At 46.4% G+C, this 24279-nt stretch carries 25 protein-coding genes and 1 riboswitch; of the genes, 24 read left to right on the plus strand and 1 reads right to left on the minus strand.

The window, feature by feature from the left end; all coding sequences use genetic code 11:
• Nucleotides 1-92: 92 nt before the first annotated feature.
• From MKX68_RS22200 to sigF, 5 genes are all read left to right on the plus strand, one after another.
• Nucleotides 93-917: a purine-nucleoside phosphorylase gene (locus tag MKX68_RS22200; protein WP_036607861.1), complete on the plus strand. Its 825-nt coding sequence runs from the start codon at nt 93-95 to the stop codon at nt 915-917.
• Between the two features lie 250 nt (nt 918-1167).
• Nucleotides 1168-2343: a D-alanyl-D-alanine carboxypeptidase family protein gene (locus MKX68_RS22205; protein ID WP_340914104.1), complete on the plus strand. Its 1176-nt coding sequence runs from the start codon at nt 1168-1170 to the stop codon at nt 2341-2343.
• A gap of 144 nt (nt 2344-2487) precedes the next feature.
• Complete coding sequence (gene spoIIAA / locus MKX68_RS22210; RefSeq protein ID WP_017687636.1) at nt 2488-2841, plus strand: anti-sigma F factor antagonist; 354 nt, start codon at nt 2488-2490, stop codon at nt 2839-2841.
• On the plus strand, nt 2838-3293 hold the full coding sequence (spoIIAB, locus tag MKX68_RS22215; protein ID WP_338587703.1) for an anti-sigma F factor: 456 nt from the start codon (nt 2838-2840) through the stop codon (nt 3291-3293). Before spoIIAA ends, spoIIAB begins: the two co-directional genes overlap by 4 nt.
• A 14-nt stretch (nt 3294-3307) precedes the next feature.
• Nucleotides 3308-4063 carry an RNA polymerase sporulation sigma factor SigF gene (gene sigF, locus MKX68_RS22220; protein WP_036607856.1) on the plus strand — a complete coding sequence of 252 codons (756 nt, stop codon included), beginning with the start codon at nt 3308-3310 and terminating at the stop codon, nt 4061-4063.
• A gap of 86 nt (nt 4064-4149) precedes the next feature.
• Here sigF and MKX68_RS22225 read toward each other — a convergent pair whose 3' ends face one another.
• Entirely contained in the window at nt 4150-5079 is a 930-nt protein-coding gene (locus MKX68_RS22225; RefSeq protein WP_340914105.1) for a DMT family transporter, read from the minus strand.
• A gap of 108 nt (nt 5080-5187) precedes the next feature.
• On the opposite strand from MKX68_RS22225, the gene MKX68_RS22230 reads away from it, so the two are divergent.
• The 19 genes from MKX68_RS22230 to MKX68_RS22320 all read left to right on the plus strand — a co-directional run bounded on the left by MKX68_RS22230 (nt 5188) and on the right by MKX68_RS22320 (nt 24269).
• Nucleotides 5188-6084: an AraC family transcriptional regulator gene (locus MKX68_RS22230; protein ID WP_340914106.1), complete on the plus strand. Its 897-nt coding sequence runs from the start codon at nt 5188-5190 to the stop codon at nt 6082-6084.
• A gap of 855 nt (nt 6085-6939) precedes the next feature.
• Nucleotides 6940-7596 (plus strand): stage V sporulation protein AA, encoded by a 657-nt coding sequence (locus MKX68_RS22235; RefSeq protein WP_338587698.1) that lies wholly within the window; start codon nt 6940-6942, stop codon nt 7594-7596.
• Nucleotides 7577-8005 (plus strand): stage V sporulation protein AB, encoded by a 429-nt coding sequence (locus MKX68_RS22240; protein ID WP_340914107.1) that lies wholly within the window; start codon nt 7577-7579, stop codon nt 8003-8005. Before MKX68_RS22235 ends, MKX68_RS22240 begins: the two co-directional genes overlap by 20 nt.
• 24 nt (nt 8006-8029) lie before the next feature.
• Nucleotides 8030-9697 (plus strand): spore germination protein, encoded by a 1668-nt coding sequence (locus MKX68_RS22245; protein WP_338587697.1) that lies wholly within the window; start codon nt 8030-8032, stop codon nt 9695-9697.
• Nucleotides 9698-9801: 104 nt separating this feature from the next.
• Complete coding sequence (lysA, locus tag MKX68_RS22250) at nt 9802-11133, plus strand: diaminopimelate decarboxylase (protein ID WP_017687645.1); 1332 nt, start codon at nt 9802-9804, stop codon at nt 11131-11133.
• Between the two features lie 249 nt (nt 11134-11382).
• Nucleotides 11383-11814: a peptidylprolyl isomerase gene (locus tag MKX68_RS22255; protein ID WP_017687646.1), complete on the plus strand. Its 432-nt coding sequence runs from the start codon at nt 11383-11385 to the stop codon at nt 11812-11814.
• Between the two features lie 132 nt (nt 11815-11946).
• Nucleotides 11947-13236: a hypothetical protein gene (locus MKX68_RS22260; RefSeq protein WP_340914108.1), complete on the plus strand. Its 1290-nt coding sequence runs from the start codon at nt 11947-11949 to the stop codon at nt 13234-13236.
• 168 nt (nt 13237-13404) lie between these two features.
• Nucleotides 13405-13571, plus strand: a riboswitch (FMN riboswitch).
• A gap of 323 nt (nt 13572-13894) precedes the next feature.
• A complete protein-coding gene (ribD, locus tag MKX68_RS22265) occupies nt 13895-14998 on the plus strand; it encodes a bifunctional diaminohydroxyphosphoribosylaminopyrimidine deaminase/5-amino-6-(5-phosphoribosylamino)uracil reductase RibD (RefSeq protein ID WP_176872572.1) in 1104 nt (367 codons plus the stop codon).
• Nucleotides 14999-15059: 61 nt separating this feature from the next.
• Entirely contained in the window at nt 15060-15728 is a 669-nt protein-coding gene (gene ribE, locus MKX68_RS22270) for a riboflavin synthase (RefSeq protein WP_036607839.1), read from the plus strand.
• Nucleotides 15729-15759: 31 nt separating this feature from the next.
• The gene (locus MKX68_RS22275; RefSeq protein WP_091028885.1) at nt 15760-16992 is read left to right on the plus strand and encodes a bifunctional 3,4-dihydroxy-2-butanone-4-phosphate synthase/GTP cyclohydrolase II; all 1233 of its coding nucleotides are present in this window, start codon (nt 15760-15762) and stop codon (nt 16990-16992) included.
• 101 nt (nt 16993-17093) lie between these two features.
• The gene (gene ribH, locus MKX68_RS22280) at nt 17094-17561 is read left to right on the plus strand and encodes a 6,7-dimethyl-8-ribityllumazine synthase (RefSeq protein WP_017687651.1); all 468 of its coding nucleotides are present in this window, start codon (nt 17094-17096) and stop codon (nt 17559-17561) included.
• A gap of 104 nt (nt 17562-17665) precedes the next feature.
• A complete protein-coding gene (locus tag MKX68_RS22285; protein ID WP_076328266.1) occupies nt 17666-18466 on the plus strand; it encodes a segregation and condensation protein A in 801 nt (266 codons plus the stop codon).
• Nucleotides 18435-19091: an SMC-Scp complex subunit ScpB gene (scpB, locus tag MKX68_RS22290; RefSeq protein WP_340914109.1), complete on the plus strand. Its 657-nt coding sequence runs from the start codon at nt 18435-18437 to the stop codon at nt 19089-19091. The genes MKX68_RS22285 and scpB overlap by 32 nt, the downstream gene beginning before the upstream one ends.
• A gap of 412 nt (nt 19092-19503) precedes the next feature.
• The gene (locus tag MKX68_RS22295) at nt 19504-20235 is read left to right on the plus strand and encodes a DUF2953 domain-containing protein (protein WP_340914110.1); all 732 of its coding nucleotides are present in this window, start codon (nt 19504-19506) and stop codon (nt 20233-20235) included.
• A gap of 147 nt (nt 20236-20382) precedes the next feature.
• The gene (gene ytfJ, locus MKX68_RS22300; protein WP_339782962.1) at nt 20383-20865 is read left to right on the plus strand and encodes a GerW family sporulation protein; all 483 of its coding nucleotides are present in this window, start codon (nt 20383-20385) and stop codon (nt 20863-20865) included.
• 130 nt (nt 20866-20995) lie between these two features.
• Nucleotides 20996-22189 (plus strand): D-alanyl-D-alanine carboxypeptidase family protein, encoded by a 1194-nt coding sequence (locus MKX68_RS22305; protein ID WP_133385356.1) that lies wholly within the window; start codon nt 20996-20998, stop codon nt 22187-22189.
• A 31-nt stretch (nt 22190-22220) separates the two neighbouring features.
• A complete protein-coding gene (locus MKX68_RS22310) occupies nt 22221-22847 on the plus strand; it encodes a nucleoside recognition domain-containing protein (protein ID WP_017687657.1) in 627 nt (208 codons plus the stop codon).
• A gap of 6 nt (nt 22848-22853) precedes the next feature.
• Nucleotides 22854-23387, plus strand: a complete 534-nt coding sequence (locus MKX68_RS22315) for a spore maturation protein (RefSeq protein WP_017687658.1) — start codon at nt 22854-22856, stop codon at nt 23385-23387.
• A 63-nt stretch (nt 23388-23450) separates the two neighbouring features.
• A complete protein-coding gene (locus MKX68_RS22320) occupies nt 23451-24269 on the plus strand; it encodes a S1 family peptidase (RefSeq protein ID WP_340914111.1) in 819 nt (272 codons plus the stop codon).
• Nucleotides 24270-24279 lie beyond the last annotated feature (10 nt).

The following is a 24279-nucleotide window of genomic DNA, read 5'->3' on the forward strand; positions in this document are numbered from 1 at the left end:
TTGGGCCGATTTAGGATAAAATAAATTGAATACATCCAAACGCCGTTATACATAAGACGGATCGTTTCAACTCAAGGAGGAACATACATCGCATGACAGCATTAAACCAACAAATGATTTCGGAAGCAGCATCTTATATTCAAAGCAAAAGCTCCATCAAGCCGGAAGTCGGTTTGATTTTGGGTTCGGGTCTTGGCGTACTGGCAGAACTGATTGAAGATGGTGTAAGCATCGCTTATCAGGATATTCCACATTTTCCGGTGTCCACAGTAGAAGGACATGAAGGTGAACTATTGGTCGGAACCATCAAAGGTCGTCCAGTCGTGATGATGAAAGGCCGTTTCCACATGTACGAAGGATATGGTCCTGAACTGACAGCTTTCCCGGTGCGGGTTATGAAAGAATTGGGTGTAAGCAGCTTGCTTGTAACCAATGCTGCGGGTGGTGTGAATACGTCGTATGAAGCTGGAGACTTGATGCTGATCTCTGATCACTTAAATCTTACAGGCAAAAATCCACTGATCGGACCAAATGACGCTGCACTGGGCGTGCGTTTCCCTGATCTGTCCGAAGCATATAGCCGCCGTTTGCGTGCGCTGGCGAAGGATACGGCCGCATCACAAGGTTTTAACGTACGTGAAGGGGTATACGCAGGTATGCTCGGTCCGAACTATGAGACACCGGCAGAGATCAGAATGCTGCGTACATTGGGCGCAGACGCAGTGGGCATGTCCACTGTATCTGAAGTGATCGTGGCACGCCACGCAGGCCTGGAAGTACTCGGTATTTCCTGTATCAGCAACATGGCTGCCGGAATTCTGGACCAGCCGCTGTCACATGATGAGGTGATGGAAACGACGGAACGTGTGCGTGAGTCGTTCCTGGCGCTGGTAGTGGCAGTTATTCCACAAATGTAAGCAAGATTTGAGTAGAGAAGGTTACCTCTTTGTATGAGAGATCATCGGGAGGTAACCTTTTTTTTGTTGTGTTAAACGTACGGTTACTCATTCATTGAGTGCAGTACGTTTTTTTGCTTTGGCCACATTTTTCAATAAAAGTTCGGGAAATCATGCTTTACATGGAATAATTTACTGGAAACGGGCCGACAATGATTAGCAGTACATGCATGGAACATGCAGTAAGCAAGTCATTTGAGGAGGTAACCTTGTGAAGAAAAGAATAATGGCATCGTTCATGACCCTTTGTATCCTGCTGTCCCTTGTGGCATCAATGGCATTAGCTGAAGAAACACCGAAGGCAGCGGGAGGAACTGATCTGGCCCCGTCGGCGCGATCTGCGATCTTAATGGATGCAGATACGGGGACCGTCATTTATGAGAAAAACAGTCATGATCAGCTGCCTCCTGCGAGCATTACAAAAATTATGACCATGCTGCTTACGATCGAAGCGATCGACTCGGGCAAGCTGAAGCTGACGGACAAAGTAAGAACGAGTGAATATGCAGCTTCCATGGGCGGTTCGCAGATCTTCCTGGAGCCTGGGGAAGAAATGACGGTCGATGATATGTTAAAAGGGATCGCGATGGCTTCAGGCAATGATGCCTCAGTGGCTATGGCCGAGAAGATTGCTGGTTCGGAAGAAGCTTTTGTACAGCTGATGAATGAGCGTGCGAAGGAGCTTGGCATGAAGGATACTCATTTTGCCAACTGTAACGGCCTTCCAGTCGATAATCATTATTCTTCCGCCCATGACATTGCCGTCATGAGCCGTGAATTGCTGAAGCATTCCGGGATTACGAAGTACACCGGTGCATATCAGGATTACCTTCGCAAAGATACGGAAAAGCCATTCTGGCTGGTGAACACAAACAAGCTGGTTCGTTTTTATGAAGGGGCAGATGGTTTGAAAACAGGTTATACATCCGAAGCGAAATTCTGCTTGTCTGCAACGGCGTCCAAAGATGGACTGCGTGTCGTTTCCGTGGTACTTGGTGAACCAAATACCAAAACACGGAATAGCGAAGTGTCTTCGATGTTTGACTATGCCTTTAGTCAATATACGATGAAGGCTCTTTACAAGGCAGGGGATCTGCTGGGCAGTCTGAAAATCGAAAAAGGCGAAGTTGCCGAGTTGCCTCTAAATGCCACACAAAATTATAGTGTGCTGATGCGCAAAGGAGCCAAATCCAACGACATCCGGCATGAATTGTTGGTTGCCAAAGAATTGAAAGCTCCAATCAAAGCCGGGCAAAGTATAGGTAAACTGGTGGTTTACCAGGGCAATGACGTGATTAAGGAGTTCGATATCCAGGCTCCGCAGGATGTGAATAAGGCTGGCTGGTGGAAGCTGTTCAAGCGGACCACGTCCAACTTGTTTGACTAAACGGCGATTTCTGCGAGTTGCACGTATCCTTCGAACATATTTTGTAGTTAAATAGGGGTTTTCTTCTAGTTTTGTCGGGGGGCAGGAAAAGCCTTCGGAAGCGTAGAAATCCTTGTTCTAAGACAGGGAGGAGAGTGAGCAAACGTGAACTTGCATGTAGAAATGGAACACCATCGCGGGATTCTGATTGTACGATTATCCGGGGAGCTGGATCACCATACAGCTGACATGGTACGGATGCAAATGGATGAAGCCATCCAGCGGAGACAAAGCGAGCATCTCGTACTCAGCCTGAAAGATCTGCAATTTATGGACAGTTCGGGTCTGGGTGTCATTTTGGGAAGATACAAGCTCATTAAGAATAAAGGCGGCAAGATGGTGGTCTGTGACGTCAATTCGCCAGTGTACCGTTTGCTGGAAATGTCGGGTTTGTTCAAGATTATGCCGATTTACGAAAATGAGGGAACTGCTCTCTCAGGTCTGGAGGTCGTCTCATGAATGAAGGAACAGGGACAAATTTCATGAATCTGCAATTCGCGGCCAAGTCAGAGAATGAGTCGTTTGCACGGGTAACCGTTGCTGCGTTTATCTCCCAGCTTGATCCAACGATGGACGAGCTCAGTGACCTGAAGACGGTCATTTCGGAAGCCGTGACCAACAGCATCATCCACGGATACAACAACAACTCCGATGGGGTTGTGTCCATCCAGGCCGAGATTCGGGAAGACATGATTACGATTATTGTGGAAGACCGCGGTGAAGGAATCGAAGATCTTGAACTGGCCAAGCAGCCGCTATATACGTCCAAACCCGAACTTGAGCGGTCGGGCATGGGCTTCACCATTATGGAAAACTTCATGGATGAATTCGAAGTCAGCAGTGAGCCCGGCAGAGGCACCTCCATCAAGATGAAAAAAAGGATTGAATCCAAGAAAGCATTGTATAATTAGGGGTTGGTGTTCTTATGGATGCTGAAGTGAAACCATCTTCACAGACCTATTTGGACGATGCCGAGGTCAAACGGCTGATTGCGCTCAGTCAGTCGGGTGACCATGTTTCACGGGATACGCTGGTGAACTGCAACATCAGACTCGTCTGGTCCGTCGTACAGCGTTTTATGAACAGGGGATATGATCCGGAAGATCTGTTCCAGATTGGTTGTATCGGTCTGCTCAAGTCAGTAGATAAATTTGATCTCAGTTATGACGTGAAGTTCTCAACCTACGCGGTACCGATGATCATCGGAGAAATCCAGCGATTCCTGCGGGATGACGGTACCCTGAAGGTCAGTCGTTCACTGAAAGAGATGGCGAATAAAGTTCGCAAAAAAAGGGACGAACTGTCCAAACATTTGGATCGTCTGCCAACGATCAAGGAAGTTGCCGCAGAGCTGGGAGTAACCCCGGAGGAAGTTGTATTTGCCCAGGAAGCGAACAAACCACCGACCTCCATCCATGAGACGGTATTCGAGAATGACGGTGATCCTATTACGTTAATGGATCAGATTGCCGACGAGTCTCAGGAACGTTGGTTTGACAAATTGGCGCTAAACGAAGCCATCGGTGGTCTCAGTGAGCGGGAGCGGTTAATCGTTTATCTTCGGTATTACCGGGATCAGACCCAGTCCGAGGTTGCCAGCAGGCTGGGAATATCTCAGGTGCAGGTATCACGTCTGGAGAAAAAAATACTGCAATCCATCCGCGACCAGATCGCGCAGTGATTCTGGGATTGCAACAACAATATTGGCGCTTATGCACCAATATACGACAACTAACAACCTTCTATCGCGCATTATGGCGAGGAAGGTTATTTGTTGTTACTCCGGGGAGATCTCGAACGATTGGACTGCATGACCAGCATCATGCCAAGAATACATGCCATACCAATCCATTGATAGAAGCCAAAAGGTTCATGGAGCCATAAGACAGTTGTTCCAACAGCAGCAAGGGGCTCTGCGCTCCCAAGCAGGCTAGTTTCCTTGGGTGTAAGACTTTTGAGACTCGCAATATAAAACCAAAAAGCAATCATGGTTCCAAAAAGGATCGTAAATATCAAATAACCGTAGGTTTCGAGCGTGATGCTAGCAAAATTCATTTTCAAAGGCGGGTGAATAAAACTCATTCCCAAACCAGCGATGATCATAGCCCAGCCAACCACAACAAGTGAATCGAATTTTTTAATTAGTTGCACGGCATACAGCGTATAAAATGCAGCTGAAACCCCGGATAATATGCCCCACATCACTGCGAGCCAAGAGACAGATAACTGCGTGAGTGAGCCGTTCGTCAGTAGGAGAAAACACCCACCGAGAGCCAGAACGGCGCATGCAAGGTCATTGCGTGTAAGGACAGAGTGCTTACGGAGTGCGATGTAAATCATGATCATGACAGGGGACAGGTACTGCAGGAGTGTAGCTACCGCTGAATTGCCGTGTTTAATGGATGCCATGTACGTATACTGGACGGTAAGCATGCCGACCAATCCAAAAATGATCAGCTGTCCAGCAGTTTTTTTATTTTTCCACACATCAAAAATCTGAAATCGTCCATTAGTAAACGATTGAATAACCAGTAATAGTAACCCAGCAATCAACAATCGCACAGTGACATACCAATTGACCTCAATTCCATCCAGTTGAAACAGTTTTTGAGATACCGTACCCCCAATGCCCCAGCAGATGGCTCCGGTCAGAACGAGTACGATGCCTGAAATTTTGGATTTTGCAGAAGTTGTCATTCTTGTTCGCCTCACCTTAAATATAAGAATAGTGTTATATTAAGGAGAAATGCGGTACATTAATATCAATATTGCACTTAAAAATATAACTATATTGAGATGAGGGCCATGCAGAAGAACGAATTTATCATTGATCAACATTTGAAAGAAATGACGCAACACCGTACCGATACATTATCTATAGCCTGTTATGAGACAACCATTGTTCAGAATGTTCACGGTCATATTCCTCTCCACTGGCATGATGAATTGCAGTTTGTTACCGTTCTTCAGGGCACGGCACTGTTCCATATCAACGATCAAAAGATGATGTTGTCCAAAGGTGACGGGATTTTTATCAACAGTGGAATAATGCATATGGCCGAAGATCACGGTGTGAGCGAGAACTGCATTTATTTATGTCTGAATTTGTCCCCACATGTTATCATGCCTTCGGATTTGTATATAAAGTACGTATATCCATATGTAACAGCAACTAATTTGCCTTTTCTGTATATCGAAAGAGCTAACGCTTGGGGAGAACAGATCCTGAGTGCCATTGCACAGATTAGAAAGGAGCTGGTGGAAAAGGTTCCTTTTTACGAAGTGAAAGTTGCCTCTGCGGTGCTGGATGTGTGGAAATTGTTGATTATGAACGGATATTCCCTGGAACATGATTCATCGGAGATGAGCAGAAACAAACGAATGAAAGACATGTTGCAATGGATTCATCTCAACTATGCTGACCCGATTAGATTGGAAGATATTGCGAGGATTGGACAGTTAAGTCGATCAGAGACATGTCGTTACTTCAAGCAAATACTGAGAACAACACCCATGCAATATGTGATCGAGTACCGCATCCAAAGAAGCATTGAACTATTGCAATCCTCCAAGCGTAGCATCACCGAAATTGCCTATGAGGTTGGTTTTAACAGCACAAGTTATTACATTAACCAATTCCGCAAAACAATGAATTCAACCCCTTTACGATTCAGAAGTGAATTGAACAAAAGAGAAAAATAACATAATTGTTGAGTTATTGTACATGATCCGTGAACTTATCTACCGATATCGAAGATCGCCCACACGGCGACTTTTTTGATATGTGTAATAATGCTTCACACTCAGTTGTCCCTCAAATCGGTCAATAGTCACTCCTCCATTTAAGTCAAATTAAAGCCCTAATCTATCATTTAAATCTCCCTGCCTCTCCCCACCATATTTATTTCAAACGTTTGGAAACGGGAGGACGATGGGTAGCGGAGGCATGGAATCGGTCAAAAGGAGCGGAGCGTGAGGGTTCATCTAAGGATACATAAGCAACGCAGGCGGCAGATTAGACCTGAAGAAGCGAAGCGTGCACATTTGTTTCCAAATTTCTACACAGTTGTATTCTAAGACGCATGCAGAAGACAAACTCCAACGTCATAGAATTTTGAGCAAAATAACCCCAAAAAGCTCATCTTTTAATTCCCTCCCTGCCTCCTCCCCAGCCTATTTATTTCAAACGTTTGGAAACGGGAGGACGACGGGCAGCGGAGGGATGGAATCGGTCAAAAGGAGCGAAGCGTGAGGGTTCATCTAAGGATACATAATTAACGCAGGCGGCAGATTAGACCTGAAGAAGCGAAGCGTTCGCCTTTGTCTCCAAATTTCTAACCCTTAGAAATCAATCAAAAGAATTTGGAGACAACAGCGATCAGAAGGTTGGTCTGCCGTCGGAGTGTCTGCGTGTATCCTCCCCCGAGCAACAGCGACCAATGACCGATCCATCCCGTAGCGCTAGCACCACCTCCCGATCTTTTTCCAACCCGTTTGTAATAAATTTGCACATTCTTCAAATACTAACTTAAATTACGCAGTAAAGGAGTGCTATGGATGTCCCAGACACCCACTCCAATGGTCTATATTCGTCTGCGCAGCCGTATTCGCATCCAGAGGGGCAGAGCAGTCAAGCTTGGAGACATCGCACATGTACTGACCTCTTCTGAAGACCAGGAGGGCAGGCTACTGGAGCTTGAACTGCTGCGCCCTGGACCGGAGGATGGCAATCTGATCCTCATTGATATATTGCAGATTATTCCCCAAATTCGGCGCATCTTGCCGGAGGTAAGTGTGGAACTGATGGGATCAGGTCATACGTTGGTTGAAGTCATTGCGGGAAATGGTCAACCTTCCAAGTCCCTGTTCATTCTGGTTTGGCTGCTGCTTTTCTTCGGATCAGCCTTAACCATTATGAATTTTCATGCTGATGTGAACATGCAGGAAGTACAGATTCGAATTGTGGAGATGCTTACTGGGCATCGGGACGAACATCCCTATCTGTTCCAAGTGGCGTATTCCATTGGCATTGGATTCGGAATGGCAGTATTTTTTAATCATTTGTTCAAGAAAAAGTGGAATGAGGAACCTACCCCGCTGGAAGTGGAGATGTTCCTATACCAGCAAAATGTAGATAAATATGTGGTGATTGAAGAAAGCGAACGCATGCACGAGCAGGAACGCAGGGAGATGAATGCGGATGAGCGTTCTTAATGGAGCAATCAGCATTGTATTGGGTATTGCAGGGGGAATTGCCGTAGGGAGCGGCGTAATTGCGCTCATTCTGGTGCTCGATATGATTCCCAGGTTGGCTCAACTTACGCAATCGTATGACAAGACTCACTGGTACGAAGGGGCGCTGATCGGTGGTTCACTGCTCGGGACGGTGGCGGATTTCTGGCACTGGAAAATGCATGGGGTGCTGATGCTCAGTCCAATCGTTGGTTTGTTCTGTGGCGTCTTCATCGGTCTGCTCGCCGCGGCGCTCACTGAGGTGCTCAATGTACTACCCGTGCTAGCCAAACGATTGGGCATGAAACCTTATTTGTTTGGATTACTGCTCGCCATGATTTTGGGCAAAATGACAGGTTCCCTGTTTGATTTTTTCATATATCAGCGGTAACTCGTGGCCATAGGAGGATGGAAGATGGATGAACAAACAGAGCACACAGGCCAGGAAAATAGTGAAGGTATAACGGAAGAGATGTTACACAAGTCTGCTTATGAGATTCAGAAGGAAGAAGAGGAGAAAGCGTATAGTAAGAAAAAACAAAATGAGATGTCCGACAGCATTGAGGAATCCGTACAATATTGGCAGGAAAACGATGATATCTCCCCACGCATGAGTGAGAATAGATATACACTGCAACAGGTCCTGGGGCTCGGAGAATCGTTTGACGTGAATATGAGGGAAATGGTTCTGGGTGGCAAGCATGTTGGATTGCTGATGATCACCGGCTTTGCCAAGGATGAGATTTTGCTTGAGGTGTTGAAAAGACTCACCTATCTCACGCCGGATGACGTGTCCGGACATGCTCTCAAATCCTATTTTGAATGTTACATTCCCCATATTCAGGTGGAAAAAGTCGAGAAGATGAGTGCGGTCATCAACAAGGTTCTTACTGGTATGAGCGCAATGTTTGTTGAAGGGGACCGCTCGGTCTTAATTATGGATACCCGGAGTTATCCGGTACGTTCACCCGAAGAACCTTCATTGGAAAGGGTAGTCCGCGGTTCCAGAGACGGTTTTACCGAAACACTCCTGACCAATGTAACCTTGGTGCGCCGCAGAATACGCGACCCTGGATTGAAATTTGAGATCATGCAGGTGGGGCGGAGAACACAAACCGATGTCTGCGTGGTGTACATTGACGATATTGTGGATAAAGTGCAAGTGGATTCAGTTCGTGAAAAAATTCAGCGAGTGGATATCGATGGTATTCCCTCCGCCGATAAACAGCTGGAAGAAGCGATTATCAACAAGGGTTGGAATCCGTTTCCACTCGTTCGGTATTCCGAGCGACCAGATGTTACAGCTTCCCATTTGCTGGAAGGACGAGTTGTCATTTTCGTGGACACTTCCCCCAGTGTGATGATTCTGCCTACGACCTTCTTCGACCTGTGTGAGCATGCCGAGGAGAATAGACAGACTGCCTTGATGGGAACGTATTTACGATGGGTGCGTTTTGCAGGGATTCTCATATCGTTGTTTTTGCTTCCACTATGGCTTCTCATGGTTATTGATCCTTCGATTAAACCGATGGGACTTGACTTTATTGGTCCGCAGGAAAATGTAAAGCTGCCGCTGATTCTACAGTTTCTACTGATTGAACTGGGCGTCGATTTATTACGGATGGCCGCGGTCCATACGCCTACACCTCTGGCCTCTGCAATGGGCTTGATCGCGGCAATTCTAGTCGGGGATATCGCCGTCAAAACAGGATATTTTGTCAATGAGGTTGTACTCTATATGGCTATCGCAGCCATCGGCATGTTTGCCACGCCGAGTTACGAGCTGGGTCTCGCCAACAGGTTGGTCAGGTTGGTTCTGCTAGTCGCTGTTGCGATATTTAAGGTTCCGGGATTAGTCGTGGGCAGTACACTACTCATATTGGCGCTCACCGTTCACAGGTCGTACAATTCTTCGTATCTCTGGCCTTTTATACCGTTTAATGCAAAGGCCTTGGGTAACTTTTTATTCCGGCTTCCGCTGCTGGAAAATAAAAAACGTCCATCATTTAACAAAACCCGTGACAACACCAAAATGTCCGATGATCCGGACGGGGAACTGCGAAAAAGTAAAAAACACAAATGATCTTCCGAAAAATCCATTCATCTCGCTGCCTAATTTGATATACTGGTGTAAAATCATTGGAATAGCAACTGTTCCAGTATACAAAAAAGTGAGGAATGCAGATTATGTATTTACATGGTACAAGTAAAATAAATGCACAAGGACATCTGGAGATTGGCGGAGTTGATGCAACAGATCTGAAAGAACAATTTGGAACTCCCCTGTACGTTGTGGACGAGCAATTGGTTCGCGAGCGTTGCAGAGAGTACATGGAAGCATTCCGTGCTTCCGGACTGGGTTTCCAGGTTGCTTACGCAAGTAAAGCATTCTGTGTAATGGCAATGTGTGCACTTGCAGCTGAAGAAGGACTTTCCCTGGATGTTGTATCTGACGGTGAACTGTTTACTGCACTGCAAGCAGGATTCCCGGCTGAGCGCATTCATTTCCACGGTAACAACAAAACGCTGGAAGAGATTGAAATGGCTCTTGATGCGGAGATCGGATGCTTTGTTGTTGATAACTTCAATGAACTGCATCTGTTGCAGGCTGTAGCAGCGGACAAAAATCGTAAAGTAAACATTTTGCTTCGTGTGACGCCTGGTGTTGAGGCACATACGCATGAATATATTTCTACAGGTCAAACGGATTCCAAATTTGGATTCGATATCGGTAATGGTACGGCATTTGAAGCGATTGACTTGGCTTCCAAGCAGTCTAACCTGGTATTGCTCGGTGTGCATTCCCACATCGGTTCCCAGATCTTCGAAGTTGAAGGTTTCCAGATGGCTGTTCAACGTGTTGCTGAATTTGCAGCAAGTGTATATGAGCGTCTTAATGTTGCCTTCAAAGTGGTTAACCTTGGTGGTGGATTCGGAATCCGTTATATCGATGGAGATACGCCGCTTGAAGTTGCGCAATACGTGAAGGCTATTACAGACGCAGTTAAAAATCATTTTGCCCAAATCGGTTATGCCGTACCTGAGATCTGGGTTGAACCAGGCCGCAGCATCGTGGGTGAAGCAGGAACAACGCTGTATACTGTTGGAACAAGCAAAGACATACCAGGCGTGCGTAAATACGTTGCCGTTGATGGTGGGATGACCGATAACCCACGTCCTGCTTTGTATGAATCCAAGTACGAAGCTGTGCTTGCCAACCGTGCAAATGAGGCTGCTCAGGAAACGGTATCTGTTGCGGGTAAATGCTGCGAGAGTGGCGATATGTTGATCTGGGATCTGGACCTGCCAAAAGTGGAGAGCGGCGATCTGCTCGCTGTAGCTTGTACAGGTGCATATAACTACTCCATGGCTAGCAACTACAACCGTATTCGTCGTCCGGCTGTTGTGTTTGTCAAAGACGGTCAAGGAGATGTCGTAGTACGCCGTGAGACGTATCAAGATATCATCCAGAATGACCTGGTACCAGCGCGCATTGGCAAACAGCCAGTAACTCGCTAATTCGTCAAACGATAATGCGTTTCTGCATTATTCAGGATATAGGGATTTTAAATTTGAAGCAGATGAAAAGGGAACTTCCTTTTTCGTCTGCTTTTTGTATATTCGGACTAAATTATGAAAAAAAGTTTCCGTTTTTTTTGCGATCCAGTCATTTTCGGTGTACACTAAGAAAAGTGCTGTAATGCTTGACCCAGGGTCATGCGTTCTGGCACCATTAACGATGGTCAATACGAAAGGAGTCATTTACATATGGCGAAACAAGCGAAAATTAAATTGGCAAACGGCGGAGAAGTTCTGATCGATCTGTTCGATCAAGAAGCTCCAAACACAGTAGCAAACTTTGAGAAACTGGCTAACTCCGGTTTCTACAATGGTCTTACATTCCACCGCGTTATCCCGGGCTTTGTAGCTCAAGGCGGATGCCCTAACGGTAGCGGTGCAGGTGGCCCAGGTTACACAATCAACTGTGAAATTAACCCGAACAAACATGAGCGCGGAACACTTGCTATGGCACATGCTGGCCGTAACACAGGTGGAAGCCAGTTCTACATCTGCTACCAACCGCAACCACATTTGGATGGACAACATACTGTATTTGGCAAAGTAACTAAAGGTATGGAGTTCGTGGACGCTTTAGAAGGTAAAGACAAAATGGAAACTGTTGAAGTAGTAGAAGCTTAATACCTTCACCTTAACTGGATCCAAACATGAAGTGCTTCTTTTTATAGAAGCACTTTTTTTGTTTTTTTACATACTTGAAATCGATGATTAGAAAGGATGAATAAAACCTTGGATACGGTTACTCAGCTAAGCTTGTTAAAACAAATTTATAGTGAGCGCACGTTGTGGGATGAAGAACTGCAGGCATCGCGCCATGTCGTTCCGGATAGTCTATCCGTAAAGGATCGAGAAGCGCTTGAGGCAGCGGGGCATGAACCGAATCGATTTGTACGTCCCCAACATGATGAAACGATTACTGAGCTGAAAAAAGTTGCGAATCAATGGACGCTGAATGATGCAGCGCAGGCTTTTGTATCCTCTTTGTGGTCAGCACCCATGATCTGGCGCTCGTTGCTTACGGGCAAGCTTATTGCGAGCAGTATGCCAAGTCATGGACATACGCCATATCCATCTTCGAACACTTGCAAGATCTGCGGGTTAAGTGTAGATCAAGCAACCGACACGACGCTGCAATGGTATTGGCGCATGACCAATGGAACCCCGTTGGACGGTGATCCTTTTGGATATGTGCTGGCACTTCGAGAGTTGGCTGCAGCGCAGGAGCTTCCAATACCCAATGATTACGACCGTTGGACATTCCGTGCGGTGTTAACAGTGCTGCGCGAATTACCTCCCAAAACACGCTACAGCAAGGCAGCAGTAGCGCTCAAGAAGGAACGTCTTTTGCCTACACAGAAGGAATATGCCTACCGTGATTTGCTTGAGACGTTAGCTCTGATTGGCATATTGGATACGCCGGAACATCCTGGAATGATCACGGAATTCACCACTTACATGCAACGTGACGCACGCCCCAATGTTCGGGTTGAAGTGCAGGCCCCTCTGGCGTGGTGGGATTCATCTGTCGGAATCAATGAGAACAACCTGAACAAGATATTTCATGATTTTGATCTGAGTAATATATCTCTTGCGGATAAGCCTGATGAGAATCCAGCTGTAAAGGACACGATCTTAGGAGCATTGGAGAAGAAGAGAAGTGTTCGCGGAAAAGTACCAAAGGCATCTCCTGATGCAGGTACCGGGGAGGTACAGTCTGGAGATGTGTATGCTGTTCGGGTTCGGGAAGGTGTATGGGTGACTGTATACTGTCATGAAGTCAGAGACAAGCGTGTCATCGTTGAATATCTGGATGGAGTCTTTCCAGAGATGCCGGGAAAAGCAGATTTGCATGGGACGTTTCGACCCAGAGCGAATGGACGCTGGAAATGCTCGGCTATTGCGATTGATTCCACAAGTTGGGTCAGAAGGGTGGCAAGAGAGTTCCCGCTTCCGACTTCGCCCCTGCAAGAACCTGATCGCACTCCATTCCACAATGCCAAAGAATTAAAGCATATGGCGAGCTGGTGTTTTCCTGATATGTAGAATGCTGCGATGGATGTGAAATGTGCCTCCAAGCAAAAACCGTGCCTCCTTAAGAGGAAGCGGTTTTTTGTTGTTTCTTAGCTTATTAAAAGTTAGTATGTGACAAAAAGGAACAAAAAACAATTGATTTTTTGGCATTAAAGTGCTAACATCCAAGTAATAACGAAAGCAATCCTTCAGGGCAGGGTGCAATTCCCTACCGGCGGTGATGCAGGAAGTGTAAGGACACATGTCCAGCACTTGATGCAAAGTCCGTGACCTGTCTGCCTATGGCAGATGGCTGATCTGGTGTAATTCCAGAACCGACAGTATAGTCTGGATGGGAGAAGGAGAGGTGCAGACCTAACAGGTTTGCATTCAGCAGGAGTATTGCTGTACAGTCTACATTGGTAATGTCTTGCACTGTGCAGGGAAGATCCGGTTACGCCGGACAGTTCCATACATATGCCACACTATAAAAGCTCTTTACCTGTAATTGATGTTCATTAAGGTATGTGTCTATTTTCACTTGCCCGAAATGAAGTTTTGGGCAAAGTGTTGGCGTGCTGTATCCATTTCACTCCTGCTGGTGACATTTGTCTCTCATCATCCCCATCGAACTGATTGTTCGACGGGGATTTTTTAATAAACAAGACTTTAAACCGCGGGGTGAACGGATTTGGAAATGATCAATGATGAATTTTATATGGCACTGGCATTGGATATGGCGGAACGAGCACAAGGACAGACGGGGATTAATCCGGTCGTTGGATGTGTAGTTGTGAAAGAAGGTCGTATTGTAGGTCTGGGGAGCCATCTGAAACGTGGAACCGGTCATGCGGAGGTGCATGCCCTTAACATGGCAGGCAGCGATGCAGAAGGAAGTACGGTATACGTTACACTTGAGCCCTGTAGTCATTATGGCAAGACGCCACCTTGTAGTGAACGCCTGATTCATGAAAAGGTAAAACGTGTTGTCGTATGTTGTGAAGATCCAAATCCGCAAGTATCCGGCAGAGGCATCAGCATGCTTCGTCAACAAGGCATTGAAGTTGAAGTTGGCGTACTGCGTGAGCGTGGAAGACGCATGAATGAAAAATTCATTAAATTTATAACAACGGGTCTACCTTTTGTGACACTGAAAACGGCTACTACTTTGGATGGCAAAATTGCTACTCGCAGCGGAGACAGCAAGTGGATCTCCAACGAGCCCGCTCGTGAGATTGTGCATGCCCTTCGTCATCGTCACCAGGGAATTATGGTTGGCGTCGACACAGTGATTGCCGATAATCCGGAACTTACAACCCGTTTACAAGTGGAAGGCATTAGTCCGGTGCGCATTGTGGTGGATTCCAAGTTACGTCTTCCCGTAGGTGCCAAAATGGTTAAGGATGGTCTTGCTCCAACATGGGTGCTGACCACAGACGAAGCCAGTCCTGAAGCTGCTGAACGTTTGGAAGCTTACGGTGTTGAGATTATACGCTGTGGTCCTGGACCACGTGTGGATCTGTTAAGCGGACTTAGCAAGTTGGGTGAGCGTGAGATTGGTTCGATTTTGCTTGAAGGTGGGGGCACTCTGAATGGAGCCATGCTGGAGGCACGGTTGGTCGATCGACTGCTCATGTTTATCGCACCGAAGATTGTAGGCGGTTATGATACACCTGGAAGCTTCCGCTTCGAAGGTGTGGAACGTATGAATCAGGCGATTCAATTGAATCAGTTGGAGATCGAAAAAGTTGGAGATAATATCAGCATTGGCGGTATTCCGGTGTGGCCTGAATAAATAAATGAATTTTAAAGAAACAAGTTAGACTCTTTATAAATTAAAGAAGGGAGGCGGCAGCATGTTTACCGGTTTGGTGGAAGAAGTTGGTCAGATCCGGCGTATTGGTCGGAAAGGCGAAGCGATGGTCCTGAATATCGGAGCTTCCGCCATCATGGACGATCTGAAGATTGGTGATAGTGTAGCAGTGAACGGCGTGTGCTTAACTGCGACAACGCTCGAAGGTGGAGGTTTTACCGCCGATGTAATGCCTGAAACCTATCGCCATACCAATCTCAGTCAGCTGCAATCTGGCAGTAAAGTTAATCTGGAGCGGGCCATGCAATCCGGCGGTCGTTTTGGCGGACACATCGTTCAGGGCCATGTCGATGGTACCGGAGTGATTGGCAGTATAACACGTGATCAGAATGCAATTGTGTTTGAGATCAAACCTGATGATCACCAGTTGTTCAAATATCTGATTCCCAAAGGATCGGTTACACTGGATGGCATTAGCTTGACCGTTGTCCATACGTCGGATACCGCATTCACGGTTTCCATAATCCCGCATACCATTGGTGAAACTGTACTAAATGTGAAAAAGACAGGGGATACCATTAATATCGAATGCGATATTTTGGGTAAATATGTGGATCATCTGCTCCAGTATGGGAGAGGACATCGAGAGACGGGTGCTGGCAAGCCGCGCAGTATCAGTGAAGATTTTCTCTCCAATCACGGATTTGCATAAATAGAAACAGAAATAAACTGGAGGTGGACCCATGTCAGAACAATCCATTTTGGATACGATAGAAGAAGCCATATATGATCTCATGCGTGGCAAACCCGTCATTGTTGTGGATGATGAAGATCGGGAGAATGAAGGCGATTTTATCGCTTTGGCCGAAAAGGCGACACCTGAAGTCATTAATTTCATGATTACTGAAGGTAGAGGTCTGGTCTGTGTTCCGATTACACAACAACGTGCGGACGAACTGAATCTGAAACCGATGGTTCAACAAAATACGGATTTCCATGGAACAGCCTTCACCGTCTCTGTGGACCACAAAGATACGACAACAGGTATCTCGGCACATGAACGCTCTATTACCGTGAAAGGTCTGATCGATCCTGAAGCGAAAGCTGGGGACTTCCGTAAGCCTGGTCACATGTTTCCGCTGATTGCAAAAGATGGCGGTGTACTTCGTCGTGCCGGGCATACAGAAGCGGCGGTAGATTTGGCCATTATGTGTGGTTCATATCCCGCAGGCGTGATCTGTGAAGTGATTAAGGAAGATGGCACAATGGCCAGACTTCCGGATCTGCAAGAGATTGCCCGCAAACATGATCTGAAGCTGATCAGTATTCAGGACATGATTCGTTACCGTAACGAAAAAGAGCAGCTGGTCCAACGTGAAGTGGCTGTACGTATGCCAACGGACTTTGGCGAGTTTCAAGCGGTGGCTTATACAAACGCTGTGGACAACAAGGAGCATGTGGCTTTGGTCAAAGGTGAAATAGATGGTTCCAAACCCGTACTTGTACGTGTGCACTCTGAATGTTTGACTGGTGATGTATTCCATTCCCATCGTTGTGACTGTGGTCCTCAGTTTGATGCGGCACTCAAACAGATTAACGAGGAAGGCAACGGCGTACTGCTCTATATGAGACAGGAAGGCCGGGGCATTGGGCTAATCAACAAACTCAAAGCCTATAAGCTGCAAGAGGAAGGTCTGGATACGGTGGATGCAAACCTGAAGCTGGGATTTGCTGCCGACTTGCGTGATTACGGGATTGGCGCTCAAATTCTGAAAGACCTTGGGGTTCGTCAGATCAGACTGTTAACTAACAATCCTCGTAAAATTAAAGGCCTTGAAGGATACGGACTTGAAGTTGTAGAGCGTGTTGCGATCCAGATGGAAGAGAACGAGGACAATACGGTTTATCTTCATACAAAGCAAGCAAAGCTGGGGCATATGCTCAAGTTTGATGATATCGAACAAAACGAACAGTAAATATATTTTAGATGAATAACGTTCACCATGTAATTTATGGAAGAGATTAATTAGGATTTCCGTTACTTACATTACATTATATCGTTAGGGAGATGACTTGAATGCCACAATTTTTTGAAGGACATTTAGTATCAGAAGGATCACGTTATGGAGTTGTCGTTGGACGTTTCAACGAATTCATCACCAGTAAATTACTTAGCGCAGCGCTTGATGCATTCAAACGTCACGGCGTGCAGGATGATGAAGTGGATGTAGCCTGGGTTCCAGGAGCGTTCGAAATCCCTCTGATTGCGCAGAAAATGGCGGAGAGCGGCAAGTATGATGCGGTGATTACCCTGGGAACTGTCATTCGTGGATCCACTACGCATTACGATTATGTGTGCAACGAGATGGCTAAAGGGGTAGCAGCAATCAACCTGAAAACTGGCGTGCCTACAATCTTTGGATTGGTTACAACAGAAAATATTGAACAAGCGATTGAACGTGCCGGAACCAAAGCGGGTAACAAAGGTTGGGATGCAGCTACGGCGGCAATTGAGATGGCAAACTTGACGAAACAGCTAAAATAGTGCTTATTTAATAGTAGTGCCCTGCTTTGCGCAGACGAACACGGGAAACCGGATTCGTACGGCTTAGCAGGGTTTTGTATTTTTCTGGCGGGAGGATTCGTCTAGTGACGGTAGTTACATACAAACTGGAGACTTTTGAAGGGCCTTTGGATCTGCTGCTTCATTTGATTGACAAGGCTGAAATTCATATCCAGGATATTCCCATCAGCGATATTACCGATCAATACATGGCGTACCTGCATTCGATGCAGGAACTGGAACTGGATATTACGAGTGAATTTCTGGTCATGGCAGCAACATTGCTGTCGATCAAGAGCAAACTTTTACTGCCTAAACCACCGGTCATTGAGGACTTCGAGGATTATGATTTTATGGAAGAAGAAGATTATGATCCACGTGCAGAGCTGATTGCACGTCTGATAGAATATCGCAAGTACAAGGGAATTGCGCGTCATCTTCATGAACGGGAGTGGGAACGCAGCCTTATATTTTCCAAAGAGCCCGAGGATCTGCGCCCCTATATGCCCGTAGAAGCCCAATCGAACCCGGTTGAGGGTTTACACACCTCTGACCTGATTGCAGCATTTCAGAAGGCGCTACGCAAGGCTGAGAAGCGTACAACTGTAACCCGGATCAAACGGGATGAGATTTCGGTTAAGGACCGGATACGGGATGTCATCGGCGCTTTGGAAAGTATGGGGCCGGGAGGCAGACTGTTATTTTCCAAGTTGATGGATGAACATATCTATCGCCATGAGATTGTTGTCACTTTTCTGGCGGTGCTGGAACTGATGAAGATGAAGCAGATTGTCTGTTATCAGGAACGGATGTTTGAGGATATCGTTATGGAGTGGAGAGGGGAAACAAAGAATCATGGATTTTCCGAAATTGAAATCGATTATTGAAGGCCTGCTGTTTTTGTCCGGAGAAGAGGGTCTGAGTATCAAACAAATCGCCGAGATCGTCGACCAGCGAGTGGAACTTGTAACGGACGCGATTGAGGAGATGATTCATGAATTTTCACAGCAGGGACGAGGTGTACAGATTCTCAAGATCGCTGGTGTAGTTCAGTTGGGCACCTTGCCTGACCACGCTGTATATTTTGAGAAACTGGCATACTCTCCCGCACGAACGTCCTTATCCCAAGCGGCTCTGGAGACGCTGGCCATTGTGGCGTATCGTCAGCCGATTACACGGGTAGAGATTGAGGAAATCCGTGGTGTAAAATCGGAGCGGGCCATCCATACACTTGTGAATAAGGATTTGATTATTGAAGTGGGACGAGCCGAGGCGATCGGACGACCAATTCTGTACGGAACGACCAAGTCATTCCTGGATTATTTCGGACTGGCTTCAATTAAAGACCTTCCGGAACCAGGCTTGTTCGAAGATTCGGAGAACCTGGAGGAAGAGACACAAATGTTATTCAACAAACTGGATTTGCAACAACTGGAACCGGAAAGTGCTGATCCGGCGGATGACCTAAGTCATATCGACAACGAAGACGATAATACGGATTCTTCACTCTAATTTTGCAAGCTCATACTAACCGACACCCAAAGTGTAGTCGGTTTTTTTGTGCCTTTTTTTATAAATTGAACTAAACATTACACATAACGGAGAGGACAGAAATAATCTGAAGAAACGGAGTGTTCGCCTAAAAGCTTTTTGAAAGAAAGCTGCATCGGAAGCATATGCTTATCCTCGGATTTACCCTTTAGAAAAGGGAATCAAAAAAATCTGGGGATAACAGCGATCGGAAGGTTATTCTGTCATCGGAGTGACCAGTGTAACTAATCTTTAGTCCAATTTGTGTATATAAAAGGTTAAGGACCGGTTCCATACAAATATGAAATGGGATTTTTAGGTCAGACGTGAATTTTTTCCTATTCAGAGTGTCATACTAGACGAGAAAAGAATTGAGGGCTTGGAGGTAAGGCCTGTGTGGATTTGGCTTGGAGGAATCGGTTTGTTGTTCGCATTGCTGATTGCCGCAGTCCTCATCTCAAATGTTCATGTACATTTTACATTCAGTAAACATAAAAGTGATGATTACGCCAATATTAATGTTCGTCTTCTCTATGGAATTGTGCGGATTAACTATGAGATCCCGAGTATTGTTTTTCGTAATATGAAGGAAGGTTTTCTGGTCAAGACCGAACAATCCATGAATCATTCGAGAGGTGAGGCCCAGGGAAGTGAGCGGGTCAACAAACGCAAAGTCAAGAAGTGGGCTAAAGATGTGAAAATTATGCTTAGGGCAACGGACGCGCTCAAGCTGTGGCTGAAGCAAACACTCACACGCGTACATATGACTCAACTGTCCTGGGCTACCCACATCGGCGTTGGTGATGCTGCATATACAGCGGTGCTGACGGGCTGGGTATGGAGCATCAAGTCCATTATTATTGGTTTTCTCACCTATCAGATCCGCTTTGATGAAACACCCGTGCTTCAGGTTATGCCGGTATGGTCCGATGAAATGGAATTTAAGACGGAGCTCGATTTCAGAGTGAAAATTCGGATTACAGCCGTTCTGATTGCTGGAGTTACACTACTCACCCGTGTGCTTCAAGTTGAAGGCGGATGGCGGATGTGGTTCAAACTTCTTCAGGAACAGCGCCGCAGGCATAAGGAGAAACAAAAGAAAAAGCTTAGTGGGACAACAGTATAAAAACCCATCATAGTCGGTCTGTTTTTGGGAATGTAAGGTTGGGATTTGGTGAGTGTATTTAAAATGCTTATTACATAAGTCCCTTCAAGTTTGGGGATGATATGGTTAGATCAAACCTAGCTTACATTGAAACTGGAGGGAATATAAATGTCAGATCATCCAATTCAAGGCTTAATGGAAACCGCAATGGAAAATATCAAGGCCATGGTGGATGTCAATACAATTGTTGGCGATGCAGTCGAAACACCAGATGGTACCGTGATTCTGCCAATAAGTAAGGTAGGATTCGGATTTGCTGCCGGTGGTAGTGATTTTCACGTTAATGGAGAAAGTAGTGGCAAAAGTGGTGCTACGGGTACCTCTACTGAACATGCGAGTTCAGCTAAAGTTGCTTCTCCGTTTGGTGGCGGTAGCGGCGGCGGTGTATCCATACGTCCTATTGCGTTCCTGGTGGTAGGTAAACAGGGGGTACACATTGTACCACTCGATAACTCCACACATCTGTTTGAGAAACTCATTGACTCCACCCCTTATGTTTTGGACCGAATTCAAGGCATGTTCCAACGGAATACAACACCAGCGAATGCTACAGGTGTACCGGTTACACCAGATCCATCAACGTACAGCTGAATCATTTCGTCATGATCCCTCCCGCATTCAAGCGTGAGGGATTTTTGCTGTTTTTACCCTATGGGACATACTCCAAGTTGTCCGAACATAAGATAGTACAAGATTCCAAGTGACCCGGAGGAATGAATTGATGCGAAAAATAACGAAAGTTCTTGCATGCATGCTTATCCCTGTATTCTTGCTGTCTTCATTAGGGGTTACTCAAGCCCAGGCAACGATTCAAGGTCCGTCTACACATGCGCAAAGCGCTGCTCTCATTGATGTCACATCAGGCCGGATCTTATACAGCAAAGATGGGGATAAGGAACTGCGAATTGCCAGTTTGACCAAAATCATGACAGCAATCGTAGCGATCGAACACAGCAAGCTGGATGAAAAAGTGAAAGTGTCTCCCTCAGCTTTTGCCAAAGAAGGATCTTCTCTCTATCTGAAGTTAGGTGAAGAGATGACGCTTGAAAACATGTTGTACGGGCTAATGCTCCGTTCAGGCAATGACGCGGCCTCTGCGATCGCAGAACATGTCGGTGGATCGGAAGAAGGTTTTGTCCTGTTAATGAACAAAAAGGCGGAGCAAATCGGTCTGACGCATTCTCATTTTATGAACCCTCATGGACTGGATGCAGAAGGTCATTATTCCACAGCCAATGACTTGGCCAGATTAACGGCATATGCGTTGCACAATCCAGTGTTCAAACGCATCGTAGCCACGGAAGACAAATCCGCACCGAATCCCAATGAAAGCTGGGAATACTCCTGGCACAACAAAAATAAAATGCTGCGGATGTACGAAGGTGCAGATGGAGTGAAAACCGGTTACACCAAGAAAGCTTTCAGATGTTTGGTCAGCTCGGCTACACGCAATGGACAGCAGCTCGCCGCGGTAACGCTGAACGACGGAAACGATTGGAACGATCATGCTCGGATGCTTGATTTCGGGTTTGAATACTTCCCCTTGGTAGAGATCGCGAAGCAAGAACAGCCTGTGCAAAATACAGATGTCGTTACGGGCCGGGGATTCTGGTATCCTCTGGCCGAGAGTGAGAAAAGTTCATTGACCAAAAAGTTGATTCTGCACGAAAATCGCGCCCAGTCGGAAACGAAAGTCGAAGGCAAGGAACAATCGACAGATCCTTCGTTCGGATTGGCAGGTCGCATTGATATGCAGCTTGACGGCAAACTTGTTGGCTCAATTCCGGTGTATCGCAAAGGCAGTTATATTCCTCCTGAACCGAAGACAGAAGATGCAACGCTGGGTGGAATCGGTGATGTCTCTTCCTGGGCAGCTGCATGGCGTGCCGTGTTAAGCCACCTGTTGTCTCCTTAGCTAAATCGTCATTGAAGGGAGGATATAATCCATGATTAATCTAATTTGGCTGCTCATGATTTTAATCGGATTTGCTTTTGCAGCCGTCAACGGCAATATCGAAGTGGTCACGCAAGCCGCTTTTGATGGGGCGGCAACGGGAGTCACGGTCTGTTTTGGACTGATTAGTGTGCTTGTGTTCTGGATGGGCATGATGAAAATGGCTGAGGATGCTGGCCTCCTGGCCCGGATTGCCAAGCTGCTCGGTCCGGTTGTGGGCTTCCTGTTCCCCGATGTGCCCAAAAATCATCCGGCGATGGGTTATATTCTCTCCAATATGAGTGCGAATCTGCTGGGGCTAGGAAATGCGGCTACTCCGATGGGAATCAAAGCCATGCAACAACTGCAGGAGCTTAATCCGGACAAACAAACAGCTTCTCCTGCGATGTGCACCTTACTGGCTCTGAATACGGCTAGTATTACCATTATTCCGACAACGCTGATCGCCATCCGCTTAAACTATCATTCCGCCAATGCAACAGAGATTGTGGGAACAACATTGATGGCTACCATTATCGCTACACTTGCTGCTATAATCGCCGATCGCTGGTATCGGAACAGGGCTTTACACAAACCGCCGCGCATACCGAAAAGTGGCAATCCCGGCATGAAAGGATGAGCACCTTTGTTAACCTTCATCAACTGGATCTCCGTCTGGGCCATCCCGGTTATTATCGCGTTTGTTCCATTATATGCGTTTACCAAAAAGGTCCCGGTTTACGAATCCTTTGTTGATGGGGCCAAGGATGGTTTCTCTACTGCAATCAGTATTATTCCGCATCTCGTGGGCATGATGGTCGCAATCAGCGTATTTCGTGCCTCGGGTGCACTGGATTTTGTGATTAGCCTGTTCGCTCCGCTGGTGTCCTGGATGGGTGTTCCAGGCGAAGTGTTGCCACTCGGAATACTGCGTCCTTTAACGGGGACAGGCTCTCTGGCGTTTACAACCGATCTGATCAAAACCCATGGCCCTGACTCCATGATCGGACGTATGGCATCTACGATTCAGGGGAGTACAGATACCACATTATATGTGCTGACTGTTTATTTTGGGGCTGTAGGTATACGAAACGGTCGATATGCACTCAAAGTAGGGTTGTTTTCCGATGTCGTTGGTTTTATTGCTGCCCTTGCCATTTGTTTGCTCGTTTTTGGTTAAAAGATATCTCCTTTCCTTCCGATATATTAGATATGCTAGAATAATAGCGGAGGAGAGTGAGACATGCAGAAGAGTTGGAAACGAATGCTCCGTGTCGGAATGTCAGGCGTGCTTGCTATTGCAATGCTCGCAGGGTCAACGGGGCTGGCGGCAGCTCAAGCCGTTCAGACGATACATTTTACAGGTTACTTCGACAAACAGCTGCGTGCACAAATGGCAGTCACAGCGGATTCTTTTCCAGTCGTGAATGTACGTTTGGTCAAGCAGGATGAACCCGATATGGTATATTATGATGTTGGTACCTCGATACTGATCTCCAAGGATGAAGTGCTCACGAATTATCATGTCGTTCAGAGTTATGCTGAACTGTCTGATGGTGATGAAGGCACACTGACTGTTGCGAGTCCGGGTTCCTTGGGTAAGCCTGTAAAGGCAAAGATTATTAAGACAGACCCGGTGACAGACATGGCGCTGCTGAAGCTGGACAAGGAAATAGACGCCCAACCGGTCACGTTTGCAAACGCAAGGGATAACCAGGTTGTCTATACCATTGGATTCCCCAAAAATCCTGCTGGTGATCTTGTCATCCTGGATGAAGATTTTCCTTCAACCTACAATACGATAGCAAAAAGCAGAGTGTTCAGTTCCCAAGCTTCGGACGTTCCAGGTAAAAAGGGAATCGGCAGTATTGTGAAATCCATGGCACAAGGTAATTCAGGTGGCCCTGTTCTGGATCAGAACAACCGGGTCATTGGTATGATGACATTTGTGTACGGTGGACGTACCTATTATATTACTTCCAAGACATTGCAGACTTTCATTAAAGAGAGTACTAAACCTGCCAAAAAACAAGTTGCAGTTTCAGGAAAAGTTTCCAATTAAATGATTTGAG

The organism is Paenibacillus sp. FSL M8-0212 (genome assembly GCF_038004645.1).
Lineage (GTDB): Bacteria > Bacillota > Bacilli > Paenibacillales > Paenibacillaceae > Paenibacillus.